At 60.6% G+C, this 15050-nt stretch carries 4 protein-coding genes; 1 reads left to right on the top strand and 3 read right to left on the bottom strand.

The window, feature by feature from the left end; genetic code table 11:
* Window positions 1-3 precede the first annotated feature (3 nt).
* Both H7698_RS04395 and H7698_RS04390 read right to left on the bottom strand, forming a co-directional pair.
* The gene (locus tag H7698_RS04395; protein ID WP_162436864.1) at window positions 4-2163 is read right to left on the bottom strand and encodes a type I secretion system permease/ATPase; all 2160 of its coding nucleotides are present in this window, start codon (window positions 2161-2163) and stop codon (window positions 4-6) included.
* A gap of 131 nt (window positions 2164-2294) precedes the next feature.
* The gene (locus H7698_RS04390) at window positions 2295-3653 is read right to left on the bottom strand and encodes a TolC family outer membrane protein (protein ID WP_162436863.1); all 1359 of its coding nucleotides are present in this window, start codon (window positions 3651-3653) and stop codon (window positions 2295-2297) included.
* Between the two features lie 600 nt (window positions 3654-4253).
* Between H7698_RS04390 and H7698_RS04385 the strand changes: the two genes are divergently transcribed.
* Window positions 4254-12917 carry a retention module-containing protein gene (locus H7698_RS04385; RefSeq protein ID WP_194690689.1) on the top strand — a complete coding sequence of 2888 codons (8664 nt, stop codon included), beginning with the start codon at window positions 4254-4256 and terminating at the stop codon, window positions 12915-12917.
* A 187-nt stretch (window positions 12918-13104) separates the two neighbouring features.
* Here H7698_RS04385 and lapD read toward each other — a convergent pair whose 3' ends face one another.
* Window positions 13105-15045: a cyclic di-GMP receptor LapD gene (gene lapD / locus H7698_RS04380; RefSeq protein WP_194690688.1), complete on the bottom strand. Its 1941-nt coding sequence runs from the start codon at window positions 15043-15045 to the stop codon at window positions 13105-13107.
* Window positions 15046-15050 lie beyond the last annotated feature (5 nt).

Raw genomic sequence — 15050 nt, 5'->3', positions numbered from 1 at the left:
CTCCTAGACCGCCGCAGAGCCGACACGGCCCTTGCGCAGTGCATCGATGACCGCTTCTTTCGGACCGTCGGCGACGATCCGTCCGTTGTCGAGGACTACCAGACGATCCACGAGGCTGAGCATGGAGGTACGGTGGGTCACCAGCAGCAAGGTTTTGCCCTGGACCCAGCTGTGCAGTTTTTGTCGCAGGACGTCTTCGCTGCTGTTGTCCATGGCGCTGGTGGGTTCGTCGAGCAGCATGATCGGCGGGTCGAGCAGCAGGGCTCGGGCCAGCAACACAGCCTGACGCTGGCCACCGGAAAGCAGTTGACCGCGTTCACCCACGGGCCGGTCAAAACCCTGTGGATGCGAACGGGCGAGTTCGGTCACGCCGGTGAGCTCCGCCACTTCGAGCATTCTGGAGTCGCTGATGTAGCGGGCACCGAGGGTCAGGTTGTCGCGCAGGCTGCCGGCCAGCAGTGGCAGGTCATGGGCGACGTAGCCAATCTGCTGGCGCAAGTCGGCGACGTCGAGTTGCCGCAGGTCCAGACCGTCGAGCAGCAATTGGCCTTCTTCGGGTTCGTAGAAACCCATGACTAACCTAGCCAACGTGCTTTTGCCCGAGCCGCTGCGGCCGATGATGCCGATGCGCTCACCGGGTTTCATGCTGAAACTGACGTTGTGCAGCGCCGGGGCATTCTGCCCGTTGTAGTGGAAGGTCACGTTGCTGACGTCCAAAGCGCCTTGGAGTTGCGTGCGTTCCAGTGGCCGCTGTTTGCCGTCGCGTTCCTGCGGCAGCCCCATCAGCGCATCGGTGCTTTTCATCGTCAGTTGCGCTTGCTGGTAGCGCGTGATCAACCCGGCGATCTGCCCCAGTGGCGCGAGTACCCGACTGCCCAGCATGTAGGTCGCCACCAGTGCGCCGACGCTGAGGTTGCCGGCAATGATGCTGTAGACCCCGGCGACGATGGTTGCCATGCCCGAAAATTGTTGGATGAATAACGTGCCGTTGGTGGCCATCGCCGAGAGGTTGCGCGCATGGCTGTCGAGGCGGGTGAGGGCGCCGTGGGTGCTTTCCCATTTGTGCTGTCGCTCGCTTTCGGCGCTGCAGGCCTTGAGGGTTTCCAGCCCGCCGAGGGTTTCGATCAACAAGGCCTGGCGTTCGGCGCCCAGGCTGAGGCTTTTTTGCACGGTATCGCGCAGGCGGACCTGAATCACCATGGCGAAGATGATGGTGATCGGGAACGCCAGCATTGGAATCACCACCAGCCAGCCACCGAGCAAGCCGATCACCACCAGCATCAGTACGGCGAAGGGCAGGTCGATCAGGCTGGTAAGCGTGACCGCCGTGAGGAATTCGCGCAGGCCCTGGAAATCATGAATGCTTTGGGCAAACCCACCGATCGTGGCGGGTCGCGATTTCATCGACATGCCGGTAATGCGTTCGAACAGAGTGGCCGACAAAATCACGTCGGTTTTCTTGCCCGCCGTGTCCAGCAAATGCGCGCGGACCACGCGCAAGACCAGCTCGAAACCTGTGCCGATCAACAAACCGATGGACAGCACCCACAGCGTGGAGGTGGCCTGGTTTGGCACCACCCGGTCGTAGGTCTGCATCACGAACAGCGGCACCATCAAACCCAGCAGGTTGATCAGGAAGCTCGCCAGGATCGCATCGCTGTACAGCCATTTCGACAGTTTCAGCGTGTCGCGAAACCAGGCCTCGACGCGCGGCACCAGCGGTGAGCGCAAGTCTTCGAGTTCATGGCGCGGCCGGGCGAACAACGCCTGGCCACTGTAATTTTCAGCCAGCTCTTCACGGCTGACCCATTGTTCCCCGCCGTCGGCTTCACTGGGCAGGATCAGCAAGCGGCCGTCATCGCCGAAGCGCCGCAGAATCGCGGTACGACCGTTATTGAGGATCAGCATCACAGGGAGGTTGAGGGGGGAAATGTCGGCCAGCTCACGACGCAGCATGCGCGCCTGCAAACTTGCCCGGGCCGCTGCGCGAGGCAGCAGGTCCAGGCTCAGGCGCTGCTTGTTCAACGGCAGGCCGGCACTGAGACTGGCGCGACTGACCGTCGCACCGTGGAGTTTGCAGAGGATCAAGAGACCATCAAGAAGGGGGTCATCGAAGCTAAGACGCGGATCGACACCGATGTTGCCGGGTTCCATGCTGGTCACATTGATCGCTCCAGTTGAACTGTCACATCAATACAAATCCCTGAAGCAACTACCGTAGCCGGCGATCTTTTGATTTAGTTTTTTTCAGAATCACATCAAAAGATCGTCCGAACACGGCCCGAGCCTGTGGGTTATCTCAGTTCAGGCAAACGAGCTTCGCTTTTCACTTCAGACTGGGCGACCGCATCGGCAGGCAACACCACACGCTGCTTGCTCAACAACTGACCCATGTTCGCCAGCACGCGGTACATCGAGTATTCCTCGGTGTAGCGCACTTCGGTGTAGCGGCGGTTGGCGTTGTAGAGTTCGTTTTCACTGTCGAGCAGGTCGAGCAGGGTCCGCTGGCCGAGGCCGAACTGATCCTGGTAGGCCATACGTACACGCTTGGTCGTCTCGGCGTATTCGCGGGCAGTCGGCGTTTGCTTCTTCGCGTTGAGCATGGCGTTCCACGCCAGGTGGATGTTTTCGTTGAGCTGGCGCAGGGCGTTGTTGCGGATGTCCATGGCCTGGTTGATCTGGTGCGCATTGGACTGCAGGCGGGCCTTGTCGCTGCCGCCGCGGAACAGGTTGTAGTTCATCACCACACCGACGCGCCACTCGTTATCGTGACCTTCGTCGCCTTGCACGTTGTTGTTCGCGCCCACCGCTGCTTCGGCGTCGAAGCGTGGAAAGAACGGCGACTTGGAAACTTCGTACTGGCTTTCGGCGGATTGCACGTCGGCTTGGGCAGATTTCAGGTAAGGGTTGTTATCCACCATGCTCTGCTGGGCTTCAGTCAAGGTGGCAGGCAATTCGCCGCGCGTCGATGGCAGAGTTTCCAGCTCATCCGGCAGGCGCCCTACAACGCTGAAGAAATTCGATTCGGCATCGGCCAGATCCACTTCAGCGGTGTCGAGGTTGTTTTGCGCCAGTGCCCGACGAGCGGTGGACTGGTCGGAGTCGGCGGTGCTGCCAATACCGCGCTCGGTCCGCAGACCGATCTGGTCGTTGACCCGAAGGTGAGCTTGCAGGTTGTTTTTGGCCAGGGTCACCAGTTCGCGACGCTTGAGCACTTCGAGGTAGACCTCGATGGTGCGCAGTGCCAGGTCCTGGGCGGTGCCTTGCGCGTAATAGGCACGGGAGTTGACCACGCCTTTGGTGCGCTCGACTTCGTTGGCCGTGTTGAAACCATCGAACAGCATCTGCCGCAGACGCAGCTCGGATTGGGTGTAGGTCAGGATCTTGGTGTTGTGATTGCCCAGCGAACGTGTGTTGGTGTTATCGCTGTACCCGCGCCCGTATGCGGCGTTCAGGTCAACAGATGGATAAAAGCCCCCTTTGGCGACTTTGACTTCTTCGTCCGCGGACAGGCGCGAGTCCACGCGTGAAGCCAGTTCCGGGTGTGTGGCAATAGTGCTCTGAATCGCCTCGGTTAACGACATGGCGTTAGCCTGAGATGTGCAGGCCATTGCCAGCAGGATCGCGCTGCAGAGGGGGGTTAAAACGCGCATGGATGAATCTCCCTGAGTCCTAATGATGCTTATCAGTCGCCAAATATTTGACGGCATTTATAGTGAAAACCGTTTCAAGCTTGTAACAACACAGCTAAGAACATTCTAGCGCATAGCTAAGAAATATTTCTCATAAGCCTTATGCCAAAAAAAACTTATGCGCTCCGAAAAATCCAGCACATTGTTCTCTCGTGGAACCCTTGTATTACGAGCCCTAGGGAGCTTGCAAGGGCAAAATTTAAGTTCCATCCATTTATCGATAAGGGACGAAGAGGTGCTGGAGGGGAGGGAGGCGGGGCAGTTGAGGGGGTGACATTTTTTTGTCACTTTGCTGGTTCAGGACTGTTACGCATCGCTCGGAGGTGATCATTTCTGCCAAACGGGATCCCAAAGTCGTTGATTACATTGGGTTTGTCCGATTCCGGCGCAGGTCATCGATGAGCGACAGGTTTGGCGAGAGTGTCGCCAGGGCAGCGGCTTACGTAACGTAAATCAAACTGTCCGGCAGGTGTTTTCGCAAAGCGGCTCGCTTCAGACATGGGCACTTTCTTCGCAAAAAAATTTGGTTGCCGGCACTGGTTGGCAGCAGAGGAGATGCACATGGCTACGCTCATCGGTACCGTCTCGAAGGTCATTGGTCAGGTGTTCGCGGTCGCGGGTGATGGCACCCGACGCGCACTGGTTGAAGGTGATCGGCTGTTTGCCGGCGATCAACTGGTCACCGGCGCGGAAGGGGCGGTGGCGGTGCATTTGAAAAACGGCCAGGAATTGACTCTGGGGCGTGACAGCAGCCTGCAGATGACCTCCCAGCTGCTCGCTAATCAGGTGCCCCATGTGGATTCGCCTGAGATCGTTACGCCAAGCGAAGCGCAGCTGACCGATGTTGAACAACTGCAAAAAGCCATTGCGGCCGGCGAAGACCCGACCCAGACCGGTGAAGCCACTGCGGCTGGACCGTCTGGTGCTAATGGGTCCGGTGCACTGGGCGGTGGTCACAGTTTTGTGCTGCTGGAAGAAGTGGCCGGTCGAGTCGATCCGACCATCGGTTTCCCGACAGCGGGTTTCAATGGCATTCCGGAGTTTCCGCTGGAGCGTCATTTCGCCGATCTCAATGACAACGTCAGCGACGACACACCTCCCGTCATCGTCCCGCCGCCACCGGTGAACAATCCGGTCACCCTCGGCGGTCTCAATTCGGCCGGTGGCGAACTGACCCTCAATGAAGCCAATCTGCCTGACGGCTCGGCCAGCAACCCGGCGGCGCTGATCCAGAATGGCACCTTCACCGTGAACGCTGCCGACGGCCTGCTGAACCTCAGCATTGGCGGCATCAGCGTGTTAAGCGGCGGCGTGGCTTCAGGCTTTCCGCAATCGATCACGACCCAGTTGGGCAACACCCTGACCATCAACGGTTACAACCCGGCAACGGGCGTGGTCAGTTACAGCTACACCCTCAATGGCAACGACACCCATTCGGCCGGCGATGGCGCCAACACTCTCAGCGAACAATTCACCGTGGTCGCCAGCGACACCAATGGCGATACCGCCACCGGCACCCTGGACATCAACATCACCGACGATGCGCCCAAGGCGGTCGATGACAATAACGCCAACACAGCGTCGGAAACCCTGGTGACCCTGACCGGCAGCGTGCTGCCCAACGACACCCAGGGCGCCGACCGTATTCCAACCGGACCCAACAGCGGGCCAGTGATCGGTGGCACCTTCACCGGCACGTACGGCACCCTCGTGCTCAATCCCAACGGCACCTACACCTACACGCTGAACACCGATGACGCAGACTTCAAGGCGCTGCACGGCGGTGGCAGCGGGACGGAAAATTTCGTCTACACCCTGACCGACTCGGACGGCGACACCAGCACGGCGACGCTGGTGCTGAACATTCACAACAACGACGACCCCGTGACGATTGGCGGGCTAGGCGTGTTCGGTGGCGAGGTCACCGTCTACGAGAAAAACCTCGGCGACGGCAGTGCACCGGACTCCACCGCGCTGACTCAAAGCGGCACCTTCACCATCACCGCGCTGGATGGCGTGCAAACCCTCACCGTCGGCGGCATCAATGTGGTGGTCGGTGGCGTGAGCGCAGGCTTTCCGCAATCGGTTGTCACGCCATTGGGCAGCACGCTGACCGTGACCGGTTTCGATCCCGCCACCGGCGTGGTCAGTTACAGCTACACCCTGGCCGATAACGAAACCCATCCGAACGCCAATGGCACCAACAATCTGCCTGAGCAATTTGCCGTCACCGTGGTTGACGACAACGGCACCACGGCCAATGGCACGCTCGACGTCAACATCGTCGATGATGTGCCCAAAGCGGTGGACGACAGCAACGCCGGCACCGCATCGGAAACCTTGCTGAGCCTCAACGGCAACGTGCTGACCAATGACGTGCAAGGCGCCGACCGTGTCGTCACCGGCGAGAATGCCGGCCCGATCACCCCCGGCACCTTCACCGGTGTTTACGGCACCCTGGTGCTCAACGCCAACGGCACTTACACCTACACCCTGAACATCAGCGATGCCGATTTCAAAGCCCTGCACGGCGGTGGCGACGGGACGGAAACCTTCGCCTATACCATCACCGATTCGGACGGCGATACCAGCACCGCGAACCTCGTTCTGCAGATCCATAACAACGACGATCCGGTGACCATCGACGGCCTCAGCGTCAACGGCGGCGAGTTGACCGTCTACGAGAAAAACCTCGGCGACGGCAGTGCACCGGACTCCACGGCGCTGACTCAAAGCGGCACCTTCACCATCACCGCCCTTGATGGCGTACAGACCCTGAGCATTGGCGGCATCAATGTGGTGGTCGGCGGCGTGAGCGCTGGCTTCCCGCAATCGGTGGTCACGCCGTTGGGCAGCACGCTGACCGTGACCGGTTTCGATCCCGCCACTGGCGTGGTCAGCTACAGCTACACCCTGGCCGATAACGAATCCCATCCGAATGCCAACGGCACCAACAATCTGCCTGAGCAATTTGCCGTCACCGTGGTTGACGACAACGGCACCACGGCCAATGGCACGCTCGACGTCAACATCGTCGATGATGTGCCCAAAGGCGTGGACGACAGCAACGCCGGCACCGCCTCGGAAACCTTGCTGAGCCTCAACGGCAACGTGCTGACCAACGACGTGCAAGGCGCCGACCGTGTCGTCACTGGCGAGAATGCCGGCCCGATCACCCCAGGCACTTTCACCGGTGTTTACGGCACCCTGGTGCTCAACGCCAACGGCACTTACACCTACACCCTGAACATCAGCGATGCCGATTTCAAAGCCCTGCACGGCGGTGGCGACGGGACGGAAACCTTCGCCTACACGATCACTGACTCGGACGGCGATACCAGCACCGCGAACCTCGTTCTGCAGATCCATAACAACGACGATCCGGTGACCATCGACGGCCTCAGCGTCAACGGCGGCGAGTTGACCGTCTACGAAAAAAACCTCGGCGACGGCAGTGCACCGGACTCCACCGCGCTGACTCAAAGCGGCACCTTCACCATCACCGCCCTTGATGGCGTACAGACCCTAAGCATTGGCGGCATCAACGTGGTGGTCGGCGGCGTGAGCGCAGGCTTCCCGCAATCAGTTGTCACGCCGTTGGGCAGCACGCTGACCGTGACCGGTTTCGATCCCGCCACCGGCGTGGTCAGCTACAGCTACACCCTGGCCGATAACGAAACCCATCCGAACGCCAATGGCACCAACAATCTGCCTGAGCAATTTGCCGTCACCGTGGTCGACGACAACGGCACCACGGCCAATGGCACGCTCGACGTCAACATCGTCGATGACGTGCCCAAAGCGGTGGATGACAGCAACGCCGGCACCGCCTCGGAAACACTGCTGAGCCTCAACGGCAACGTGCTGACCAACGACGTGCAAGGCGCCGACCGTGTCGTCACCGGCGAGAATGCCGGCCCGATCACCCCCGGCACCTTCACCGGTGTTTACGGCACCCTGGTGCTCAACGCCAACGGCACTTACACCTACACCCTGAACATCAGCGATGCCGATTTCAAAGCCCTGCACGGCGGTGGCGACGGGACGGAAACCTTCGCCTACACGATCACTGACTCGGACGGCGATACCAGCACCGCGAACCTCGTTCTGCAGATCCATAACAACGACGATCCGGTGACCATCGGCGGTTTGAACGTGAACGGTGGCGAACTCACCGTCTACGAGAAAAACCTCGACTGGGGCACCAGCCCTGACACGCCTGCATTGACCCAGAACGGCACCTTCACCGTGACCGCGCTCGACGGTCTGCAAACCCTGACCGTGGGCGGTTATGCAGTGATGAACGGTGGCGTGGTCTCCGGTTTGCCGCACACCATCGTTACTCCGCTGGGCAGCTACCTGACCATCACCGGTTTTGATCAGGTCACCGGCGTGGTCAGCTACAGCTACACCTTGGTGGGCAGCGAAACCCATCCCAATGCGGACGGTGCGAACAGCATCAGCGAAAACTTCCAGGTGGTGGCGACCGACTCTGATGGCAGTTCTGCTTCGGGCGAGATCAACGTCAACATCGTCGATGACCTGCCAAGCGCGAAGCCGGATTCGGCCCATGTCGATGAAGGCGGAACGGTCAGCGGCAATGTGCTCGACAACGACATCGGTGGCTCCGACGGTCCGGCGGCCAGTGGTGCCGTGGTGGGCGTGCGCGCCGGTAGCGATACGTCGACTTCGGCCAGTGGCGGGCTCAACACCAATATCAACGGCGCCTACGGCTACCTGACCCTCGATGCCAATGGCAACGCGACCTATCACAGCAACCCGAACTCGGTCGGCACGCCAGGTGCGACCGACGTGTTCACCTACACCGTGCGCGACGCTGACGGCGATGAAAGCACCACCACCATCACCATCGATGTCTGCAACAGCAAAATCCTCGCGGCGTCGGACACCGATGTGACGGTCTACGAAAAAGCCCTGGACCTGACCAAAGATGGCAACGATCTGGCAGCGGGTACGGTCGCCGGCAGCGAGCCTGGCAACACCGGTGAAACCGCTTCCGGAACACTGGTCGGCTCGGTCACCGGTGCCGTCGGTGCGATCACCTACGCATTGGTGGGCAGTGCGACCGGCAACTATGGCCAGATTCAGCTCAACGCCGACGGTACCTACACCTACACCCTGACTTCGCCGGCGAGCACGACACCTCACGCCAACGATGGCGCGAACACCCTGACTGAAAGCTTCACCTACCTTGCGACGGATTCGCTGGGCAACACCACCTCCAGCACCATTGTGGTGAGCATCGTCGATGACGTGCCAAAGGCAGTGGATGACACGAACGCGAAGACCGCTGCGGAATCCCTGGTGACCCTCGACGGCAACGTGCTGACCAACGACGTGCAAGGCGCCGACCGGGTCGTGACCGGCGACAATGCAGGCCCGGTTACACCCGGCACCTTCAACGGTGTTTACGGTAGCCTGGTGCTCAATGCCAACGGCACTTACACCTACACCCTGAACACCAACGACGCTGATTTCAAAGGCCTGAAGGGCGGCGGTAACGGGACGGAAACCTTCACCTACACCCTCACCGATTCGGACGGCGATACCAGCACCGCGAACCTCGTTTTGCAGATCCATAACAACGACGATCCGGTGGTCATCGGCGGCTTGAACGTCAACGGGGGCGAAGTCACTGTCTACGAGAAAAACCTCGACTGGGGCACCAGCCCTGACACGCCGGCATTGACCCAGACCGGCACTTTTACCGTGACAGCGCTCGACGGTCTGCAAACCCTGACCGTGGGCGGTTATGCGGTGATGAGCGGGGGCGTGGTCTCCGGTTTGCCGCACACCATCGTTACTCCGCTGGGCAGCTACCTGACCATCACCGGTTTTGATCAGGTCACCGGCGTGGTCAGCTACAGCTACACCTTGGTGGGCAGCGAAACCCATCCCAATGCGGACGGTGCGAACAGCATCAGCGAAAACTTCCAGGTGGTGGCGACCGACTCCGACGGCAGTTCTGCTTCGGGCGAGATCAACGTCAACATCGTCGATGACCTGCCGAGCGCGAAGCCGGATTCGGCCCATGTCAATGAAGGCGGTACGGTCAGCGGCAATGTGCTCGACAACGACATCAGTGGCTCCGACGGTCCGGCGGTCGGTGGTGCGGTGGTGGGCGTGCGCGCTGGCGGCAACACCTCGACCTCGGTCAGTGGCGGGCTCAACACCAACATCAACGGCAACTACGGTTACCTGACCCTGGACGCCAATGGCAATGCGACCTATCACAGCAACCCGAACTCGGTCGGCACGCCGGGTGCGACCGACGTGTTCACCTACACCGTGCGCGACGCTGACGGTGATGAAAGCACCACCACCATCACCATCGATGTCTGCAATAGCAAACTGCTCGCGGCGTCGGACACCGATGTGACGGTCTACGAAAAAGCCCTGGACCTGACCAAGGATGGCAATGACCTGGCGGCGGGTACCGTGATCGGCAGCGAGCCGGGCAATACTGGCGAAACCTCTGCGGGAACACTGGTTGGCTCGGTCACCGGCGCGTCCGGCGCAGTCACCTATACCTTGGTCAGCAATGCCACCGGCACCTACGGGCAGATGCTCCTCAACGCTGACGGCACTTACACCTACACCCTGACCTCGGCACCGAAAACGTCGCCGAACGCTAACGACGGGGCGAACACCCTGAGCGAAAGCTTCACCTACAAAGCCACCGATGCCCTGGGCAACAGCACCACCAGCACGATTGTGGTGAACATCGTCGATGACGTGCCCAAGGCGGCCGCCTCGGAACGCGCGGTGGCTGCCGTGGAAATCGATTCCAACCTGCTGTTGGTGATCGACGTGTCCGGCAGTATGGCCGACGCCTCGGGTGTACCGGGCCTGTCACGTTTGGCCCTGGCCAAGCAGGCAATCAGTGCCTTGCTCGACAAGTACGATGACCTGGGCGACGTGAAGGTGCAGATCGTGACCTTCAGCAGCAACGCCACCGACAAGACCTCGATCTGGGTCGACGTGGCCACCGCCAAGTCGATCATTTCCGGCCTGACGGCGGGCGGCGGCACCAACTACGATGCCGCTGTGGCCACCATGAAGCAGGCATTCGACACCGCCGGCAAACTGACCGGTGCGCAAAACATCGGTTACTTCTTCTCGGATGGTAAACCCAACGAAGGCGACATCAGCGCCTCCGACGAAGCCTCGCTGAAAGCCTTCCTCGACGCCAATGGCATCAAGAACTACGCCATTGGCCTGGGCAGCGGCGTGAGCAACGCCTACCTGGACCCGGTCGCCTATGACGGCAGCACCCATACCAATACCAACGCGGTGGTGGTAACCGACCTTAACCAACTCAACTCGGTACTCTCGGGTACCGTGCAGGGCGCGCCGGTCACTGGCACGTTGCTGGAGGGCGGGACGTTCGGTGCCGATGGCGGTTTCATCAAGACTATCGTGGTCGATGGCACCACCTACACCTATGACCCGAAGGACCTGGGGAACCAGGGGTCGCTGAAATTCACCGGCGGGGCCAACCACGGTACGTTCAACACCGTGGATAATTCGCTGAGCATTGCCACCAACAACGGCGGCACGCTGGTTATCAAACTCGACACGGGCGAATACAGCTACACCTCGCAAAAAGCCACTTCGGTGGTGATCACCGAAAACATCGGCTTCACCGTCAGTGACAACGATGGCGATCTGGCCAGTTCGACCCTGGTGGTCAAAGTCGTTCCGAACGCGGCGCCAGTGGCGGTGGATGACCACATCATCACCAACGTTCTGTCCAGCAGCGTTGTGGTACCGGGCGAATTGCTGCTGGCCAACGACACTGATCCTGAGGGCGATCCGCTGACTGCCACGCCGACCACGTTCAACACAGGTTGGGCGGCGAAGGGCGCGGATTTTGTCGGGACAGGCGCGAAAGGCTTCTCCGGAACCGGCAACACCGCGGCGAACCAGAACCTGGCGGACGTGCGCGCTCTATTCGCAGCCAATACGGCAGCGATGACGGCGGTACTGGTCGTCAGCGGATACCTGGGCGGTGTCACCACGGCCAACGCGAATGATGAAGACCTCATCACCGTCAAACTGAAAGAGGGCGAAACCCTTAATCTGGACCACAACCTGGCGGCCGGTCGCATCACCCTGGAGTACTCGCTCAATGGCGGCCCGTTCGTGTCCATCGCCGATGGCGGGACCATTACCGCAGCGGCTGACGGCACCTATCAGATCCATGTCACCAACATCAATAACGGCAGTGGCAGCAACCCCACGGGGGCGGAAAATTATCAGCTGAAAATGACCGTCAACTACGCCGGGGCTCACGACATCACCCCGGATGCCCACGGCAGTTATACCGCCAACGACAGCCATGGTGGCAGCGACGGGGCGAATGTGACCATCAGCTATCAGGACGGCCACACCCTCACCGGTACGGCGGGCGATGACGTGTTGGTGGCCGGCGCGGGCAACAACATCCTCAATGCTGGCGACGGCAACGACGTGCTGACTGCGGGCAGTGGCAACAATGAACTGCACGGTGGCGCCGGCAATGACTTGTTGTTCAGCGGAACCGGCAATGACCTGCTGGACGGCGGCGCCGGCATCGACACCGTGAGCTACGCCCACGCCACCAGCGGCGTTACGGTGGACCTGAGCTTGCTGACAGCGCAAACCACCGGCGGCGCCGGCACCGACACTTTGACCGGGCTCGAGAACCTGACCGGCTCCAACTTCAATGACAACCTGACCGGGGACAACAACAGCAACGTCATCAACGGCGGTTTGGGCGATGACATCCTCAATGGCGGTGGCGGCGATGACTTCCTGATCGGTGGCCTGGGCAATAACACCCTGACGGGCGGTGCCGGTGCGGACACCTTCCAGTGGCTCAAAGGCAATTCCGGGCACGACCTGGTTACCGATTTCACCCCCGGCACCGACAAGCTCGACCTGTCGCAATTGCTGCAGGGTGAAAACGGCACCACCGCTTCGCTGGATGATTACCTGCACTTCAAAGTCATTGGCAGCGGCGCTTCGGTGCTGACCAGCATCGACGTCAGCGCCATGGCCGGCGCCACGCCGAACCAGACGATCGATCTGGCGGGCGTCAACCTGGCAAGCCATTACGGCGTCACGCCGGGGGCCGGCGGTGTGGTGGCCGGGGGGCATGACACGGCGACGATCATCAACGGCATGTTGAATGACCATTCGCTGAAGGTGGATACCGTCTGATCCATGGCCTGAAACGACAAAACCCGCCATTCCTGTAAACAGGGAATGGCGGGTTTTTGTTTGTCTGGGGTTTCAGTATTGCGCTTCAGCCTTTATCGCGAGCAGGCTCACTCCTACAAGGGTTCGTGAACCCTTGTAGGAGTGAGCCTGCTCGCGATGAACGATGACGCGGTTGCCAAACGAACACTCACATCGGCTCTGGCGGCCCGATCAACCGTCCCATCACCCCGAACACTCCCAGCTCCTTGATCGTTTCAAACTCGCCGCGCGTCTCCACTCGCTCCGCAATCAACGGCAGATCGATGCTGTTTGTCGCGCGAAAAATGGCATCGATGAACAGTCGCTTGTCACTCTGCTCATCGATCCCGCGAATGTAGGCTCCATCAATTTTCAGGTACGCCAGGCCCAATTGAGTGAGGTTGCCGATCTGGCTGAAGCTGCCACCGAAATGCTGCAGGCCGATTCGATAGCCGGTGTTCAGCAGGCTGTGACTCAAGCCTTGCAGTTCAAGGGGAGGCGGTAGTTGGCGTTCGTCGATTTCCAGGGTCAGCAACGGTGCCAGCTCAGGCAGCGATTCGAGCATGTCGAGGATTTTTTGCAGTTGCACAGGGTCGCGCAGGGTGCTGCCGGACAGGCTCAATGCCAATGGCCAGCGGTTGACGATGAGGTAGTCGAGGGTCGCCTCAAGCATCGCAAGGTCCATCCGCGCCGACCAGCCGAGACGCTCGATCCACGGCAGGAAATGCCCTGCGGCGATGGCCACGCCCTGCGGATCGAGCAGGCGGGCCAGCACCTTGTGGTGCAACACCTGACTGGTGTCGGCGCATTGCACGACAGGCTGGAAATACAGCTGCATGTGGCCGTGGGTCAATGCGTCATCGATCCAGGTTCGCCAGTCGTGTTGGGACTGGTTGGGTGCGGTCGTGTCATCGGTCAGGTGTGTCCACGGCCGCTCGGGGCGCTGCCGGGCCTCGGTCAGGGCTTGATCGAGGCGCAGCAAGACATCGCCGGGCGATTCTCCCGGGTGGTAGGCGACGATGCCCAGGTGCGCCACGGGCATGCAGTCGCTGGCACCGGTCAGGCGCAGGTTTTCGAGGGTGGCGCTGATTTCACTCGCCACGCGTGCAGCGTCTGCGTTGTCCATGCCGGGTATCAGCAGGCTGAACTCCCCCCCGCGATTGCGCGCTGCCAGCCACGTGCTGCGTTCCGGTTGTTGCGTCAATCGCTTGAGCAGTTCGGCCACACTGCTGATCAACTCATCGGTGCGCTGACCGCCCAGGCGTTGATTCAGCCCCGCCAGGTCGTTGATCTGCAGCATCAGTAAATGGCCGTCGCTGCTTTGTTCGGAGATCAGCAGATGGTTCGCCAGGTGTTCATCCAGCAAGCGTCGATTGGCGAGGCCCGTCAGGCTGTCCTGATAGGACTCGGCCCGCAGTTTTTCGCTGCGCGCCGCCTCTTCGGCAAACAGTGCCTTGAGCTTTTCGACCATTTGATTCATGGCCAATACCACGCGCTTCAACTCTGGCGTGCGCGGCAATTTAGGCAAGCTCAGAAACTCGCGTTTGCTGATGGCTTCTGCCTGTTTAACCATCTTGTCCAGCGGTCGCAGCTGTCGACGCAGTAACCAGCCGCCGAACACCGCGCTGAGCAGCCCGCAAATCAATAACCAGATCAGGCTGCCAAGGGTGCTGTCCCAGAGTTTGGCCAGGGCGAACTGCGGGTTGCTCAACACTTCAACCCGCGCCGCCTGTTCCCAGCCGCGCATGATCAGCGCTTCGCCCGCCTGGGGGCGCAAGTCGACCAGGCTGATGAACCAGTCGGGAACGTCTTCGGCATAGGCACGTACGTTGCGTTCCACCAGTACCTGCTCATCGGCAATGCTGATGACCCGAATGCTGTTGAAGTAGCCGCTGTCGAAAATCGAGCTGACCATCAGTTCGACCATGGCCGGGTCATCGATTTGCGCCGTCAACGACAGTCCCAACGCAGTGGCCGCGTCCTGGGCGTGGGAGCGCAACTGCCCGAGCATCTGGTCGCGGGAGCTTTCCAGGCTGACAAAAAAACTGCCGCTGAACGCCACCAGCAGGAACAGGCAGATGGCGAGGAACAATTGTTTGCGCAGTGACATGACAC

It is taken from the genome of Pseudomonas sp. p50(2008) (assembly GCF_015351605.1).
GTDB lineage: Bacteria > Pseudomonadota > Gammaproteobacteria > Pseudomonadales > Pseudomonadaceae > Aquipseudomonas.
The sequence above is the reverse complement of the archived record's forward strand: the minus strand, read 5'-3'. Positions and strand labels throughout refer to the sequence as shown.